This window comes from Kribbella sp. NPDC005582 (genome assembly GCF_040605415.1).
Taxonomy (GTDB): domain Bacteria; phylum Actinomycetota; class Actinomycetes; order Propionibacteriales; family Kribbellaceae; genus Kribbella.
Genome location: NZ_JBEXCU010000001.1, coordinates 1,542,833 through 1,558,919, shown reverse-complemented (window position 1 = coordinate 1,558,919; position 16,087 = coordinate 1,542,833). Strand labels below are relative to the sequence as shown.

Sequence of the window (16,087 nt, the reverse complement as noted above, 5' to 3'; positions counted from 1 at the left end):
CGCTCAGCCGCGCGCTCCGGAGCCGCGGGAGGCCCACTACTACGTGTTCTTCGCTACCGTGCAGCGATGGACTTGTTCGCAGGAATCTCCGTCAGCGACTACACCACCGCCGTCGCCTGGTACGAACAACTGCTGGGCTCGTCACCGGCCTTCCTCCCCAACGACATCGAAGCCGTCTGGGAGCTGGCAGAACACCGCTACCTCTACATCGAGGTGGTCCCCGAACACGCCGGCCACGCCCAGCACACCCTCTTCGTCGAAGACTTCGACGCCACCCTCGCCGCCATCGCCTCCCGAGGCCTCGCCCCCGCCACCCGCGAGACCTACGAAAACGGCGTCCGCCACGCCACCTTCTTCGACCCAGACGGCAACGAAGTCTCCTACGGCGGCGCCCCGCTCCCCTAACCGCTCACTCGTAGATCTTGCGGAGGCGCGACTGCATCGAGTTCTCGATGTGGCGGGTCATGGCGGCTTCGGCGGCCGACGGATCGCCGGAGGTGATTGCGGCTACCAACGCGCGGTGTTCGGTGAGGACTTCGGGGCCGATGTCGCGTTCGTAGTGCAGGCGGAAGATGTGCAGGTGGCAGTGGGTGCGCTGGAACGCCAAGCGGACCTGGTCGCTGCCGGAGAGGGTGGCGATGAGGGTATGGAAGCGGTTGTCGTGGACCGTGAGGGACTTGTAGCCGGCGTAGTCGACGGAGGTGGGTTCGACGGCGGTGGCCAGTTCGGCGTGCAGGCGGTCGCGGCCTTCTTCGGTGATGAGTTCGGCGGCGCGACGGGCGGCCCAGGGCTCCAGCAGTAGGCGGAAGCGGTAGAGGTCGTCGAACTCGGCCAGCGTGAGCAGCTCTGTCGCGCGGTAGCCCTTCAGCGGCTCCTTGACGGCGAGCCCCTCGGACTCGAGCCGGGCGAGCGCCTCCCGGACCGGGGTCGACGAGACCTGGAACTCGCGCGCGAGACCGTCGATCGAGATCCGCGCCCCGGGCCGGACGACGTGATCCATCAGCATCGTCTTGATCGCCTCGTAGACGTCGTCGGCGAGCATCTGCCGCCGCAGCACCCGCCGGTCGGTGATCTCCACCCGTCCACCTCCGGATCCTGAGCACGGTCTTGACCCGGCCGGTCCGTTTCGGCAGGGTGGATCATGCATCATGCACGATCTGGCCCACGGTAGCGCCGGATGTACCAGCTACGGAAGGCAGACACGGTGAAGTTCCAGGAGATCGGCGTCCTCCCCGAGCCGGAAGACAACGCGGCCATCTGTTCCCGCCGCCTGGACGCGGGCACCCAGGTCGAGCTCGACGGCGCCCTCGTCACCCTCCCGCACACCGTCCTCGAGGGCCACCGCTTCGCCGTACGCCGGATCGCCCAAGGCGAGGCGATCACGTCCTGGAACACCCCCTTCGCCCGCGCGACGCGCGACCTCCGCCCCGGCGACTACATCTGTACGCCGACCAGCCTCCAAGCGGTCACCGCGCGAGGCGTCGAGGGTCTCCCCGCGGAACCGTCGGCCACCAACGAACCGCTCGACCCCTTCGAACTCGACGAGAACGCGCTGAATCTCGGCCAGCAGGTGACCAGCGTCGAGCAGCCCGGCACGTTCCTCGGCTACCCCCGCGAGCACGGCCCGGCCGGCACCCGCAACCACGTGGTCCTGATGGCGACCAGCTCCCGCAGTTCCGGCTTCGTCACCGAACTCGCCCGGCGCTTCGACGGCGCGGCCGCGGGCGACGGCGTCGTACCGGTGGCGCACACCGAGGGCGGTGAGGACGGCGTCCCCAACAACCTGCATTTCCTGCTCGCCACGCTGGCCGGCTTCACTCTGAATCCGAACGTCGGCGCCGTGCTGATCGTCGACACCCCCGACGACGTGGTGTCGGGCCGGGCGATCCAGGACTTCATGGCCGAGCACCACTACCCAGAGATCAAGGTCCCGCACGCGTTCTTCACCCGCGAAGCCGGCTTCGAACACGACCTCGCCACAGCCGGCGCTCTGGTCGAGCCCTGGCTCCCGATCGTCGACGCGCAACAGCGCACCGAAGTCCCGCTCGCCGACCTCAAGATTGCCCTGCAGTGCGGCGGTTCGGACGCCTTCTCCGGCATCTCCGCCAATCCGCTCGCCGGTCTGGTCGGCGCCGAGGTGATCAAGCACGGCGGCGCCGCCGTACTGGCTGAGACCGACGAGCTGATCGGCGCGGAACCCTACGTCCTGAAGAACGTCCGCGACCTCGCCACCGCACGCCGCTTCCTCACCACGATCCGCTCGTTCAAGGAACGCGTCGGCTGGCACGGGCACACCGCGGAGGGCAACCCTTCCGGCGGCAACGTGTACCGCGGCCTCTACAACATTGTGCTGAAGTCCATCGGCGCCGCCCGCAAGCTGCCGCGTGAGGTCCGCCTGGACCACGTCATCGACTACGGCGAACCGTTGCCCGGCAACGGCTACATCTTCATGGACAGCCCCGGCAACGACCTCGAGTCGGTCGCCGGCCAGATCGGCAGCGGCTGCAACCTGATCTTCTTCACCACCGGCAACGGCTCGATCACCAACTTCCCCTTCGTCCCGACGCTGAAGTTCGTCACCACCAGTGAGCGGTACGAGCGGTTGCAGGCCGAGATGGACGTCGATGCAGGCCGCTACCTGACCGGTACGCCGATGGCCCAGCTGACCGCGGAGACCTTCGACCTGACCGTCCGGGTCGCGTCCGGTGAACCCAGCGCGGGTGAGCGCGCCGGCCACAGCCAGGTTTCGATCTGGCGGAACTGGCGGCAGAGCGGACCGCGCGAGGGCATCTCGATCAGCACCGACGGTCGCCAGAGTCGTGCGCTGGCCGACCTCCCGGCCGAAGACCGCGACGCCCCCCTCGACGCCCTCCCACTGACCGGGACCACGAGCAGCACGCGCACTCCAGCACGTCTGCTGCGAGTTGACGATCGCGATCTTCCCGAAGCGGTCGGGCTCATCCTGCCGACCAGCCTGTGCTCCGGCCAGATCGCGCTTCGCCTTGCTGCGCAGGCCGAACTCGAGAAATGGGCCGGTGACGCGGTCACCCGGATGGTCGCCCTCCCGCACACCGAGGGCTGCGGGAGCAGCGGCGGCGCGTCGGAGGAGACCTTCGCCCGGATCATGCTCGGCTACCTTCTCCACCCGAACACGCGGATGGCCTTGCTCCTGGAACACGGCTGCGAGAAGACCCACAACGACTACTTCCGCTCCCGTCTCGTCGGGGCCGGCAAGGATCCGGCGCGGTTCGGCTGGGCCAGCATCCAGGCGGACGGCGGTCTCGATGCCGTCGGCAACAAGGTGAAGGACTGGTTCAGCAGCTTCGACCTGCCGGCTCCCGTCGAGCACGAGGGCACGCTGGGCGCTCTGACGATCGGCCTGGAGGCGCGCGGTCAGCTGACCGGCGATACTGCCGAGGCGCTCGGTCTGATCGGCGCCGAGATCGTCGGTTCCGGTGGCTCGGTCGTGCTGTCCTCCCGTGGCGCGCTGCTGGCTGACCCCGACTTCCGTCGTACGGCGTTCGGCTCGTCCGCCGAGGTGGGGCCGACGATCGCGCACGGGCAGCAGATCGCCGCACCGGGATGGCACGTGATGCGGATGCCCGGCACGGACTGGATGGAAACGGCGACTGGATTCGGAGCGTCCGGCGTACAGCAGATCCTGGCGCATGTTGCCGGTGGCACGTTGTCGGCGCAGCGTTTCGTTCCGGTCGTCGAGTTCAGCAAGGACCCTGAGACGGTCGCGCGGTACGGCGACGACCTCGACGCGGTCGCGACCGGCGACGCGGCCGACCAGGCACGAATCGGGCTGGAGACGATCGCCCTCGTCGCGAGTCGCCAACTCGTTCCCAAGGCTGTTGCCTCTGGCAACGTCGGCTTCCAGATCACGCGGGGCTTGCTCGGTACCTCTATGTGAAGGGTGAACTCATGCACTTGGTCCGTTACCAGTCGTCCTCCGGACGGCCGGTCGTCGGCGTTCGCACCGGTGACTCAGTGGCACCCATCGAGGGTGTTGCCAGCATGGCCGAGCTGTTCCGGCTGTCCCTGGCCGACCTGCAGACAGCCGTCACCAAGACCGGTACGGCGGTCCCTGCCGACGGACTGAAGTGGTTGCCGCCAATCGACGGTCGTGGCGAGGTCTGGTGCGCGGGCGTCACGTACGAGCGCTCGCGGGGCGCGCGGATGGAGGAGAGCGCCGAGCAGTCCGTCTACGACAAGGTCTACACCGCGGAGCGGCCGGAGCTGTTCCAGAAGGCACCTGCCTGGCGCGTTGTGACCGACGGCGAGCCGGTCGGGATTCGCGTCGACTCGGGGCACGACGTACCGGAGCCGGAGCTCGCGGTCGTCGCCAACAGCCACGGCGAGATCATCGGCTACACCGTCTGCAACGACATGAGCTCGCGCTCGATCGAAGGCGTGAACCCGCTGTATGTGCCGCAGGCGAAGCTGTTCGCCGGCGGCTGTGCGCTGGCGTCAGGCATCCGGCCGGCCTGGGAGGTCGCGGACGCGAAGGATCTGACCATCGACGTCGTCATCACCCGCGCTGGCGACGAGGTGTTCACCGGTACGACGTCGACCGCCAAGCTGATCCGCGATCTGCAGGAACTGATCGATGTGCTCTTCCTGCCGAACGACTTTCCGGACGGTGTGATCCTGGCGACCGGTACCGGCATCGTGCCCGAACTTGACTTCCGGTTGGAGGAGGGTGATGTGATCACGATCAGCATCGACCAGCTCGGAACCTTGACGAATACCGTGGCACTCGGTCGGGAACCGTTCGCGTTCCTGGCCGCACAGAACCTTGAGGAGAAGCGATGACCCCCGACACCACGCCCGCCGAGCTCGAGCAGGCCCTGGCCGACGCGGCCGGTGCCGCGGCCGCGCTCGGGACCGCGGAGCCCGCCGTCCGGGCCGGGTGGATCCGGGCCGCGGCGGATGCGCTCGACGCGGCCGCCGACGAGCTGGTGCCGATCGCGATGCGGGAGACGTCGTTGCCGGAGCCGCGGCTGCGCGGCGAGGTCGCCCGCAGCACCGGTCAGCTGCGGATGTTCGCCGACGCGCTGGTCGAGGGTTCGCTGCTCGAGGTGATCATCGACACCGCCGACGCGCAGGCCAAGCCGGTGCCGCGGCCGGATCTGCGCCGGGTGCTGGTGCCACTCGGACCGGTCCTGGTGTTTGCCGCCAGCAACTTCCCGTTCGCGTTCAGCGTTTGTGGCGGCGACACCGCCTCCGCGCTGGCGGCGGGCTGCCCGGTGATCGTGAAGGCGCACCCGGGACATCCGGAGCTCTCGGTCCGGACGGCTTCGGTGATGATGGACGCGCTGCGGGAGGCCGGAGCACCGGATGGTTCGCTGGGGCTGATTCAAGGCTTCGACGTCGGTGTCGTCGCGCTGAAGGATCCGCGAATCACGGCAGCCGGCTTCACCGGTTCGGTCCCGGCGGGCAAGGCGCTGCACGAGATCGCGGTCACCCGGCCCGAGCCGATCCCCTTCTACGGTGAGCTCGGCAGTCTCAACCCCGTCTTCGTCACTCAGGCCGCGATCGATGCCCGCGGCAAGGACATCGCCGCCGGGTACGTCGGTTCCTTCACCCTGGGTGTCGGTCAGTTCTGCACCAAGCCGGGCCTGCTGTTCGTTCCGGCCGGTCACGGTCTGCAGGACCAACTGGTCGAGGCCGCCGGCGGGGTCGCCCAGGCGACAATGCTGAACGACCGGATCAAGGAAGGCTTCGACTCCGGCCTTGATCGGCTGAACAAGGTCGAAGGTGTTCGAGTCTGGTCGTCCGGTGCGGCCACGTTGCTGCAGACGACTGTCGCCGAGCTGCTCGCTCGCCGCGACGAGATCCTCGAGGAGTGCTTCGGCCCGGTCTCCATCGTCGTCGAGTACGACGATCTGGACGAGCTGCGCGCCGCGATCGACGCGTTCGACGGCAACCTCACGGCAACGCTGCACGCCGAGGAGTCCGACAACGAGCTGGCGACAGAGCTGCTGCCGTTGCTGACGGCAAGGGCCGGGCGGGTGCTGTTCAACGGCTGGCCCACCGGCGTCGCGGTCTCCTGGGCCCAGCACCACGGTGGCCCGTTCCCGTCGACGGTCGGTTCGATTCACACGAGTGTCGGCGTGACCGCGGCCCGCCGGTTCCAGCGACCGGTGGCCTATCAAGACGCTCCCGATGCGGTGCTCCCCGCCGTACTGCGGGATGCGAATCCGCTCGGCATCACCCGCCGGGTGAACGGAACGGTGACCACGGACGAGGTGCAACGATGACCGATCTGCCGCCGACCGACGATCCGCGGGACGCCGACCTGCCGCCCGCGACCGGCGTACCGACTCCTGAGAAGGCCGGCGTACCGGACGGGCCGGAGGCTCCGAACGGGTTGCGTAGTTACGACCACTGGTTCGGGGAGCAAGGCCGCAACGGGTTCATCCACCGGTCGTGGATGCGCGCGCAGGGCTTCTCCGAGGAGGTGTTCGACGGGCGGCCGGTGATCGGGATCTGCAACACCTGGTCCGAGCTGACGCCATGCAACGCGCACCTCCGCCGGCTCGCGGAGTCGGTGAAGCGCGGCGTCTGGCAGGCGGGTGGGTTCCCGCTGGAGTTCCCGGTGATGTCGCTCGGCGAGACGATGCTGCGGCCGACCGCGATGCTGTTCCGCAACCTGCTCAGCATGGATGTCGAGGAGTCGCTGCGCGGCAACCCGATTGACGGCACGGTTCTGCTGACCGGCTGCGACAAGACCACGCCGGGCTCGATCATGGGCGCCGCGAGCGTTGACCTTCCCACCTTGGTGGTGACCGGCGGCCCGATGCTGAACGGCAAGTTCCGCGGCTGCGACATCGGCTCCGGTACGGCGGTCTGGCGGTTCACGCAGGAGCGGAACGCGGGCCGGATGACCGAGGAGGACTACGCGGCCGCCGAATCCGGGATGTCCCGGAGCAACGGCCACTGCATGACGATGGGGACGGCGTCGACGATGGCCTGTATGGCCGAGGCGCTCGGGCTCCAACTGACCGGCTCCGCCGCGATCCCGGCCGTGGACTCGCGGCGGTACTCGATCGCCCAGCAGGCCGGGCGGCGGATCGTGGAGATGGTGCACGAGGACCTGAAGCCGTCCGACATTCTGACTCGCGACGCGTTCGCCAACGCGGTCCGCGCGAACGCCGCGATCGGCGGCTCGACGAACGCGGTCATCCACCTGCTCGCGATCGCCGGCCGGGTCGGCGTCGAGCTTTCGCTGGACGACATGGACGAGTGGGCCCGCGGTGTGCCGTGGCTCGCGGATCTGCAGCCGTCCGGGCAGTATCTGATGGAGGACTTCTACTACGCCGGCGGGCTTCCGGCTGTCCTTCGCGAAATCCTGCCGTTGCTGAAGGCGGACGCGATCACGGTGACCGGCAAGACGATGGGGGAGAACGTCGCCAACGCCGAGCGCATCGACTGGTCCGGTCAGGAAGGCAAGCCGGGCCAGGCCGTCATCCGGCCGGTCGGCAACCCGCTCGGGAGCGGCGCCGGAACCGCCGTACTGAAGGGGAATCTGGCTCCGGACGGTGCTGTGGTGAAGCAGTCCGCTGCGTCCGAGCGACTGCTGCAGCATCGGGGCAAGGCGCTGGTCTTCAGCAGCATCGAGGAGTACGACCTGGCCGTCGACGATCCGGACCTGGATGTCGACGAGGACACCGTGCTGGTGCTGCAGAATGCGGGGCCGCGGGGTTATCCGGGCATGCCGGAGGTCGGCAACATGACGATCCCGCGCAAGCTGGCCGAGATCGGCGTCGACGACATGGTGCGGATCTCCGATGCGCGCATGAGCGGTACGGCGTATGGAACCGTCGTACTGCACGTGACGCCGGAGGCGGCGGTCGGCGGGCCGCTGGCACTGGTGCGGACCGGCGACTGGATCGAACTCGACGTACCGGCTCGACGGCTGCACCTGGATGTGTCCGACGAGGAGCTGGAGAAGCGGCGTGCCGACTGGCAGCCGCCGGCGCCACCGACGGATCGCGGCTGGGCGAGGTTGTACGTCGACCACGTCACGCAGGCGAGCAAGGGCTGCGACCTGGACTTCCTGGTGGGCCGGACCGGCTCGGCCGTGGCGAGACAGAGCCACTGATGTCAACGCCGTCGCAAGGCTCGGCAGGGCCCGGGTGGGGCCCGTTCGAGGCGATCCGTGGGCTCCGTCCGGACGGGGTGATTCCGCAGGTCACGCCGATCCGTCGGCTGCTACCCGACCTGCCATCAGTGGAGGATCCGGCGGCGGCTACCCATGCGGCACTTGAACCGCTCCGCGCGCAGATCGCACCCGGCGCCCGCATCGCGGTCACGGCCGGCAGCCGCGGAATCCACGATCTCGTCGCGGTCGTTCGGGCGGCCGTGGCCTGGCTGTCGGCGGCGGGAGCGGATCCATTCGTCGTACCGGCGATGGGTTCGCATGGTGGCGCGACCGCGGACGGGCAGCGCGAGATGCTGGCCGGGCTCGGGATCACTCCGGAGAGCGTCGGGTGTCCGGTCGAGGCGACGATGGAGACTGTGGTCATCGGCAAGCTCGACGACGGTACGCCGGTGCATCACGACGCGATCGCCGCGGCCGCTGACGGTGTGCTGGTGATCAATCGGGTCAAGCCGCACACCGACTTCCACGGTCCGATCGAGAGCGGCCTGGCGAAGATCCTCGCGATCGGTCTCGGGAACCACGCGGGTGCAGCGTCGCTGCATGCCGGTGGGATTCCTTCGCTCGGCGGTGCGATCGAGGCGGCCGCCCGGGTGGTTGTTGCGCAAGGCAAGATTCTCGGTGGACTCGGCATTCTGGAGAATGCGCTGGAGCGGACGGCGGCGGTCGAGTTCGTGCCCGCCGACGGGATCGCGGGCGCGGCCGAGCAGGCGTTGCTGCAACGGGCCGGCAGCCTGTTGGGGCGGTTGCCGTTCGACGAGCTGGACGTGCTCGTCGTGGACGAGCTGGGCAAGGACAAGTCTGGTGCCGGCATGGACACGAATGTGATCGGTCGGTGCTGGGTGCACGGCATCCCGGAGTTCGAATCGCCGACCATCGCAGCGATCACCGTGCACTCTCTGTCAGAGGCCTCGCACGGCAATGCCTCCGGCCTGGGGTTGGCCGATGTGATGCCGGCCCGGCTACTTGAACAGATCGATCTGCAGGCCAGCTATGTGAACGCGTTGACCTCGGGCGCTGGTGGAGCTCGCCGGTCCCGGCTGCCGATGGTGATGGAGGACGACGAGGCGGCCGTGCTCGCCGCGATCACGATGTGCGGGCGGCGGGACTGGTCCGAGCTGCGGCTGGCGCGGATCAAGGACACGTTGTCTCCGCACGAGCTGCTAGTGACGCCTGCACTGCTGGACGAGGCGGCGGATCGGTTCGACCTCGAGATCACCGGCGCCGCCAGTGACCTGACCGTTGCGGGGGAGCTTGCACCATGGTGACCCTTCGCCAAGCCCATGCGCTGCTGGCTGACCGCGGCTTCCGCTCGGGCGGCGCGTCCACGGCGACGTTCGCGGACGGAGCGCCGTACCGGGTGGAGATCCCTTCGTGTGAGGGACCGCGGGTGATGGCGGCCGTCCTCGAGGAGGCCGCGACGCGCGGGGTGCGCATCGACCGGGTCTCGCAGGGCAGCGGCGTGATGATGCTGACCGATGCCGAGATCGAGGAGATGCTGTCGCTCGGCGCCTCGGCCGGTGTTGAGGTCTGCTTGTTCCTTGGGCCGCGGGGCGCGTGGGACATCGGTGGGCAAGCCAAGGTCTCGGCCGCGGTCGGAGGCGTTGCGCGCGGCAACGAGATGGTTGCTGCGTCGCCGTGTGACGCCTTCCGGGCGGTCGAGCTGGGCGTGCGAAGTCTGCTGGTCGGGGACATCGGTGTGCTGGAGCTGCTGGGACAGCTGAAGGTCGACGGATCGCTGCCCGCTGACCTGGTGCTGAAGACATCGGTGTTGATGCCGTTGCCGAACGCACCGACTGCTCGGCTGTACGAGCGGTTGGGTGCCACGAGTCTCAACGTTTCCACGGATCTTCCGGTGCCGGTCCTGGCGGAGATCCGGTCGGTGACGTCGGTGCCGATCGATATGTATATCGAGGTGCCCGACGACCAAGGCGGTCACGTGCGGTTCTACGACGTACCCGAGATCGTGAAGGTGGCGGCGCCCGTCTACCTCAAGATGGGCCTGCGGAACTCGCCGAACATCTACCCGGTCGGAGCGCATCTGACCGCGACTGCGGAGGCGCTGGGCCGCGAGCGGGTCCGCCGGGCCGAGCTGATTCTGCGCCTGCTGGCCGAACAGGATGAGGATCTATGAGTGACACGTTCGTCGCCCGCCTCCGGTCGGAGCTCGGCGACAACGCGGTGGTCGACGACGCCGACGTACTGGAGTCGCATCGCAACGACCACGCCACCTTCTGTACGGCGGGTCTGCCGCGGGTGCTCGTGCGGCCCTCGACTACAGCCGAAGTGTCGCTTGTGTTGAAGGCCGCGTCGGAATTCGGCGTGCCGGTCGTGACGCAAGGCGCGCGGACCGGGCTGTCCGGTGCAGCGAACGCGATCGACGGGTGTTTGCTGCTGTCGACGGCGCGGATGAACCGGATCCTGGAGATCTCCGTCGAGGACCAGGTCGCGGTCGTCCAGCCAGGCGTGGTGAACGCCGAGCTGTCGCGCGCCGTCCTTGAGCAGGGGCTGTTCTATCCGCCGGATCCGTCGTCGTGGGAAATGTCCACGCTGGGTGGCAACATCGCGACCAACGCCGGCGGGCTGTGCTGCGTGAAGTACGGCGTGACGTCGGACTTCGTGCGTGGTCTGGAGGTGGTGCTGGCGTCGGGGGAGATCGTCCGGACCGGCCGCCGTGCGGCGAAGGGTGTGGCTGGGTACGACCTGACTCGGCTGATCGTGGGTTCCGAGGGGACGCTGGGCGTGGTCACCGAGGCCACGCTCACGCTCCGGCCTGCTCCCGAAACAGCGCTGACCGCGGCAGCCACGTTCCTGTCCATCGAGGACGGGATCGCGGCGGCTGCCGCGGTGATGGCGTCCGGTCTGAGGCCGTCGCTGCTGGAGTTCCTCGACGGTCCGACTGCGCGCGCGATCCAGGACTATCGGGACATGGGCCTGCCGGCGGATGTCGGCTCGCTGCTGATCGCGCAGTCGGACCGCGGCCCGCGGGCGGCTGAGGACGTGGCGCAGATTGCCGCGATCTGTACGGCACATGGTGCGGTCGAGGTCGCCGAGGCTTCGGACGCTGAGGAGTCGCGGATGCTGCTCGAGGCTCGTCGCCTGGTGAACCCCGCGTTGGAGCCGTTGGGCGTCACGCTGGTGGACGACGTCTCGGTGCCACGGTCGAAGCTGGTCGCGCTGCTGCGCGGGATCGCCGAGATCGGCGCGAAGTACGACGTACTGATTTGTTGCCCTGGGCATGTTGGTGACGGCAACATGCATCCCACCGTCATCTTCGAGCGGGACAATCCTGCTGCGCAGGCGCGAGCGCTGGAAGCCTTTGGGGCGGTGATGGAGCTCGGGCTGGCGCTCGGCGGCACGATCACGGGTGAGCACGGCATCGGGACGCTGAAGGCGCGCTGGCTCGAGGACGAGCTCGGCCCGGTTGGCCTGGAGCTGCACCGGCGGGTCAAGCAGGCCTTCGACCCGGCCGGTCTGCTGAACCCAGGGAAGGTGCTGCGGTGATCGATCCGTCGGCGGTACGACCATCGGATCGGCAGCTCGCCTGGCAACGGCAGGAACTGACGGCGTTCGTGCACTTCGGCGTGAACACGTTCACGGACCTGGAGTGGGGGACCGGGCTGGATGATCCGGCGGTGTTCGACCCGCAGGAGCTGTCGTGCGATCAGTGGGTGCGTGTGCTGGTCGACGCCGGGTTCAAGAGCGTGATCCTCACGGCGAAGCACCACGACGGGTTCTGCTTGTGGCCTAGCCAGCATTTGCCGCATACCGTTGCCGCGAGCCCGTTCAAGCGTGACGTGATGGCGGAGTTGTCCGCGGCATGCGCCGAGCACGGGCTGGGCTTGGGCTTCTATCTGTCACCGGCTGACCTGTATCAGGAGAAGACGCCGGGCGGCTACTACGGGAACGGCAGCCCGGCGGTGCCGTCCGTCGTGGGCGAGTTCGTGTACGAGGTGGACGACTACAACCGGTTCTATCTCAACCAGCTCTACGAGTTGCTGACGCAGTACGGGCCGATCTCCGAGGTGTGGCTGGACGGTGCGAACCCGACGAGTACGGCGCAGGAGTACGCCTTCGACGCGTGGTTCGACCTGATTCGCCGATTGGCGCCGGAGGCGACGATTGCGGTCGGTGGGCCGGATGTGCGGTGGGTCGGCAACGAGGACGGGTTCGCGCGCGAGACCGAGTGGAGCGTCGTACCGTTCGTTGACGGTCGAATGGTGGCTTCGCAGTCTGCGGCTTCGGTGGCCGGGCCTGCGGAGATGGCCGCCGCTGACGAGCTCCGGTGGTATCCCGCTGAGGTCGACGTGTCGATTCGGCCGGGGTGGTTCTACCACTCGGCTGAGGACGCTGACGTGAAGTCGCTGCCGGTGCTCTTGGACATCTATCGCAAGTCGGTCGGGCGGAACGCCGTACTGCTGCTGAACATTCCGCCGGATCGGCGTGGGTTGTTCGCGGAGCCCGACGTACGGGCTTTGGCTGCGTTTGGTGAGGCGATCCGCGCGTACTACGACACCGCGGTCGAGCTGCCGGGATCTTTCAATGTGGTGAGCCTGCGTGAGGACATCGCTGCTGGGCAACAGGTCTCGTCGTTCGCCGTCGATGCGCTGATCGACGGCTCCTGGAGCGAGGTTGCCGTCGGCACCACGATCGGGCACCGGCGTCTGATTCCGCTCGAGCGTTCGGTGACGGCGGACGCCGTACGGTTTCGTCTTCTCGACGCTCGGGCCTCCGACCCAGCGGTCATGCTCACCGTCCACCACGACCCGACGCTGTCGGCGCCGCCATCCACCTCAATGGCGGCGCCGTTCGCTTACTCCTCCACCGAGACGACCCGCATCCAGTCCGAGCAGTCGCCCTCACACCAGACGTGATCGCCACGATGCGCCAGTCGGTCCCGCTGCACGTGCCCACACGCCAGCAAGACCCGCCGCAACGCATGCCCCTGACTGACCGGAGAACCGGTCCGCCCCCCAGGCACTCGCTTCCTGTTCCTGAGTCCCGCCATAGCCGGTCCTCCTCTCATCTCGTAACTAGTTGCTCCGGGCACCTTTGCGCCGGAGTGGTGCAGGAGGCAGGATTCGAACCTGCTCAGCCCGAAGGCACCGGCTTTACAGGCCGGCCCACCTCTCCCACGGTGGCGCTCCTGCTCGGCGGTGAGAGTGAGATTCGAACTCACGGATCGACATGTCAGCCGATCGACGGTTTAGCAAACCGCTGCCCCTACCGACAGGCGGATCTCACCTTTGGTGGCCTGCCGTGTCCCCTGAGCACGGCAGGCCCCTGTCAGCCCTTGACGCAGATGACCTGCTTGAGGTGGGCGACGACCTCGACCAGGTCGGACTGAGCCGCGATCACCGACTCGATGTCCTTGTAGGCCGCCGGCAGCTCGTCGAGCACACCCGCGTCCTTCCGCGACTCGACTCCGGCGGTCTGAGCGATCAGGTCGTCGACCGTGAACCGGCGCTTCGCCTCGTTACGGCTCATTCGCCGGCCTGCCCCGTGCGAGGCCGAGTAGAACGACCGCTCCGAACCGAGCCCGCGGACGACGTACGAGCCCGTGCCCATCGACCCCGGGATCAGCCCGAGGTCACCCGCGCCGGCCCGGATCGCACCCTTGCGGGTGACGAGCAGGTCCAGCTCGTCAATGGTCTCCTCGGCCACGTAGTTGTGGTGGCACGAGATCGGCTCGTCGAACCGGACCTCCTGCGCGAACGAATCCCGCACCGCCTGCATCACGAGCGCCAGCATCGTCGCGCGGTTCCGCGACGCGTACTGCTGCGCCCACGTGAGATCCCGGCGGTACGCCGCCATCTGCGGCGTACCGGACAGGAACACGGCCAGGTCGCGGTCCGGGAGATCCGCGTTGTGCGGCAGCTCCCGGGCGATCGACATGTGCCGCTCCGCCAGCTCCTTGCCGATGTTGCGGCTCCCGGAGTGCAGCATCAGCCAGACGCGGTCCTCGTCGTCGAGGCAGACCTCGATGAAGTGGTTGCCCCCACCGAGCGTTCCCATCTGCTTCTGCGCCTTGCTCTCGCGCTGCTGCACGCCCTTGTGCAGCTCGCCGAACGACTTCCACAGCCGGTCCCAACCCCGCGGGTCCAGCCCGAGCCGCCGTACGCTGACCGGCTCGTCATGCGCCCGGAACCCCACCGGTACGGCGGCCTCGATCCGGGACCGGATGGCGGACAGATCGTCGGGCAGGTCGGCCGCCGTCAGCGACGTCAGCACGCCCTCCATCCCGCACCCGATATCGACGCCGACCGCCGCCGGCGACACGGCCTGGTACATCGCGATCACGGACCCCACCGTGGCGCCCTTCCCCAGATGCACGTCCGGCATTACCCGGACCCCATGCACCCACGGCAGTGCCGCGATGTTCCGCAGCTGCTGCAGCGCCTGCGCGCCTACCTCGTACTCGTGAGCCCACATGAGCGTAGAGCTCTTCGCTCCGCTCAGCTCAACCGGAAACTCCACGTTCATCTCCCACCCCTCGTTGTCGGCCTACCAGTCCCAAGCACGCGTGTCGCCGCGGACCATCTCCTCACCCTGTTCATGTCAGTGCCGGTGCCGGACGCACCAGACGCTGCCAGGGCAGGACTCGAACCTGCGGGACCTCGGGTCAGAACCGAGGGTGGGACACCGTCGCCCACCTGGCATCGCGCTCCAACGCGACACCAGGTGATGTCACATCAGAGCGATAACTCCGCACGCGAAGGAATCCACGGCTGCCACAACAGCGGCATACCGGCCTCCTCGGGCGTGCGTGAGCCCTTCTTCTCGTTGCACGAGGCATGCGCGGCCACAGCGTTCAGCCACTCGCCACGCCCACCACGAGACCGCGGTACGACGTGGTCCATCGTGGTCGCGCCCTTCAGGCCGCAGTACGCGCAAGTGTGCTTGTCACGCCGCAGTACGCCGGCCCGCGTGTACTGGAGCCGCCCGGACGCATAGCGCCACTTCGTCACGACGTACCGCACCAGCCGCAGCACCCGCGGAAGGGGGAACGGCCCGATGCTGGCGCCGTCATGAGCTTCCTCGACGACAGCGACTTCACGCACCAGCATCCTGATGGCGTGCTGAATCGACACGACATGCAGCTGCTCGTACGACGCGTTGAGAACGATCACACCGCTCATGTGCTCCCTCCTCCCTTCCAGTGTGCCCGACCACGCCACGCAAGGTCGGGTGAAATTGGTGTCGGTGCGGCCCCAGGGAGTCGAACCCTGAACCTCCTGGTCCTAAGCCAGGTGCCTCTGCCAGTTGGGCCAGAGCCGCAGGTACTACGTTCTGTGCGAGCTAACGCACAGAGGGTGTCCGGCGGGGCTCGAACCCGCTTCCCCCGGGGCCACATCCCGGTGCCTCGCCCACTTCGGCCTCGGACACAGCACGCTCGGCAGGACTCGAACCTGCAACCTCCTGCTTCGTAGGCAGGCGCTCTCTCCACTTGAGCCACGAGCGTGAGTGGCGCCCACTCGGCCGGTAGCAAGCTTCCTGCGGGCGCCTGACAATGGAATTATCAATTGTGCGAACAGGTATCCGTAAATACCCGAAGAATGCATCGGTGGAGGGAATCGAACCCTCAAGACGCGGGTTTGGAATCCGGTCCGCAACCATTGCGCACCGACGATGGTCCGTGTGTGGACAAAACAAAAGAGCCGCCTACGGCCGGTTGCCCGGCCCAGACGGCTCCTGAGGTGTCTCCCTCGCGGGATCACCCAGGCGGACCGCCCGAACGCAGGCTCTGCTCACTGCCGAGCTCGTGATAGAAGGCATCGATACGCACAGCTCGCAGGCACGCCGACAAAGCCATGGGGCGATGCCGCCATGCTTTCCGCGCGTTCTGCGTCCTGGTCACGATCGTCTCCTAGTCAGTAGTCCTTGCGGTGAATAGTCTCACCCACCCCGCTATCCCAAGTC

The 16,087-nt window shown here is 68.0% G+C and carries 12 protein-coding genes and 7 tRNA genes; 9 read left to right on the top strand and 10 right to left on the bottom strand.

Going from position 1 to position 16,087, the window contains the following annotated elements; all coding sequences use genetic code 11:
- The first annotated feature begins 66 nt into the window (after positions 1 to 66).
- Positions 67 to 405 carry a VOC family protein gene (locus ABZS29_RS07815; RefSeq protein ID WP_355459558.1) on the top strand — a complete coding sequence of 113 codons (339 nt, stop codon included), beginning with the start codon at positions 67 to 69 and terminating at the stop codon, positions 403 to 405.
- Between the two features lie 4 nt (positions 406 to 409).
- Here the strand turns inward: ABZS29_RS07815 and ABZS29_RS07810 are convergent, their stop codons facing one another.
- Positions 410 to 1,078, bottom strand: a complete 669-nt coding sequence (locus ABZS29_RS07810; RefSeq protein ID WP_355459556.1) for a GntR family transcriptional regulator — start codon at positions 1,076 to 1,078, stop codon at positions 410 to 412.
- A gap of 99 nt (positions 1,079 to 1,177) precedes the next feature.
- Between ABZS29_RS07810 and ABZS29_RS07805 the strand changes: the two genes are divergently transcribed.
- The 8 genes from ABZS29_RS07805 to ABZS29_RS07770 are packed head-to-tail and all read left to right on the top strand — an operon-like array spanning position 1,178 to position 13,041.
- On the top strand, positions 1,178 to 3,916 hold the full coding sequence (locus ABZS29_RS07805) for a UxaA family hydrolase (protein WP_355459554.1): 2,739 nt from the start codon (positions 1,178 to 1,180) through the stop codon (positions 3,914 to 3,916).
- A gap of 11 nt (positions 3,917 to 3,927) precedes the next feature.
- Positions 3,928 to 4,818 carry a fumarylacetoacetate hydrolase family protein gene (locus tag ABZS29_RS07800; protein WP_355459552.1) on the top strand — a complete coding sequence of 297 codons (891 nt, stop codon included), beginning with the start codon at positions 3,928 to 3,930 and terminating at the stop codon, positions 4,816 to 4,818.
- On the top strand, positions 4,815 to 6,266 hold the full coding sequence (locus ABZS29_RS07795; protein ID WP_355459550.1) for an aldehyde dehydrogenase (NADP(+)): 1,452 nt from the start codon (positions 4,815 to 4,817) through the stop codon (positions 6,264 to 6,266). Before ABZS29_RS07800 ends, ABZS29_RS07795 begins: the two co-directional genes overlap by 4 nt.
- Positions 6,263 to 8,110 carry an IlvD/Edd family dehydratase gene (locus tag ABZS29_RS07790; protein ID WP_355459548.1) on the top strand — a complete coding sequence of 616 codons (1,848 nt, stop codon included), beginning with the start codon at positions 6,263 to 6,265 and terminating at the stop codon, positions 8,108 to 8,110. The genes ABZS29_RS07795 and ABZS29_RS07790 overlap by 4 nt, the downstream gene beginning before the upstream one ends.
- On the top strand, positions 8,110 to 9,435 hold the full coding sequence (locus ABZS29_RS07785) for a DUF2088 domain-containing protein (protein WP_355459546.1): 1,326 nt from the start codon (positions 8,110 to 8,112) through the stop codon (positions 9,433 to 9,435). Before ABZS29_RS07790 ends, ABZS29_RS07785 begins: the two co-directional genes overlap by 1 nt.
- Positions 9,429 to 10,301, top strand: a complete 873-nt coding sequence (locus ABZS29_RS07780) for a U32 family peptidase (RefSeq protein ID WP_355459544.1) — start codon at positions 9,429 to 9,431, stop codon at positions 10,299 to 10,301. The genes ABZS29_RS07785 and ABZS29_RS07780 overlap by 7 nt, the downstream gene beginning before the upstream one ends.
- The gene (locus ABZS29_RS07775; protein ID WP_355459542.1) at positions 10,298 to 11,671 is read left to right on the top strand and encodes an FAD-linked oxidase C-terminal domain-containing protein; all 1,374 of its coding nucleotides are present in this window, start codon (positions 10,298 to 10,300) and stop codon (positions 11,669 to 11,671) included. Before ABZS29_RS07780 ends, ABZS29_RS07775 begins: the two co-directional genes overlap by 4 nt.
- A complete protein-coding gene (locus ABZS29_RS07770) occupies positions 11,668 to 13,041 on the top strand; it encodes an alpha-L-fucosidase (RefSeq protein WP_355459540.1) in 1,374 nt (457 codons plus the stop codon). Before ABZS29_RS07775 ends, ABZS29_RS07770 begins: the two co-directional genes overlap by 4 nt.
- A 189-nt stretch (positions 13,042 to 13,230) precedes the next feature.
- Here ABZS29_RS07770 and ABZS29_RS07765 read toward each other — a convergent pair.
- From ABZS29_RS07765 to ABZS29_RS07725, 9 genes are all read right to left on the bottom strand, one after another.
- Positions 13,231 to 13,317: transfer RNA gene (locus ABZS29_RS07765), tRNA-Tyr, on the bottom strand.
- Between the two features lie 4 nt (positions 13,318 to 13,321).
- A tRNA-Ser gene (locus tag ABZS29_RS07760) sits at positions 13,322 to 13,412 on the bottom strand.
- 41 nt (positions 13,413 to 13,453) lie between these two features.
- A complete protein-coding gene (locus ABZS29_RS07755) occupies positions 13,454 to 14,599 on the bottom strand; it encodes an RtcB family protein (protein ID WP_355459538.1) in 1,146 nt (381 codons plus the stop codon).
- A 154-nt stretch (positions 14,600 to 14,753) separates the two neighbouring features.
- Positions 14,754 to 14,826, bottom strand: a tRNA-Gln gene (locus ABZS29_RS07750).
- Positions 14,827 to 14,859: 33 nt separating this feature from the next.
- Entirely contained in the window at positions 14,860 to 15,306 is a 447-nt protein-coding gene (locus ABZS29_RS07745) for an HNH endonuclease (RefSeq protein WP_355459536.1), read from the bottom strand.
- A gap of 65 nt (positions 15,307 to 15,371) precedes the next feature.
- Positions 15,372 to 15,445: transfer RNA gene (locus ABZS29_RS07740), tRNA-Leu, on the bottom strand.
- A gap of 34 nt (positions 15,446 to 15,479) precedes the next feature.
- Positions 15,480 to 15,553 (bottom strand) — tRNA-His (locus tag ABZS29_RS07735).
- A 2-nt stretch (positions 15,554 to 15,555) separates the two neighbouring features.
- Positions 15,556 to 15,629: transfer RNA gene (locus ABZS29_RS07730), tRNA-Arg, on the bottom strand.
- 95 nt (positions 15,630 to 15,724) lie between these two features.
- Positions 15,725 to 15,796, bottom strand: a tRNA-Trp gene (locus ABZS29_RS07725).
- Positions 15,797 to 16,087: the final 291 nt, after the last annotated feature.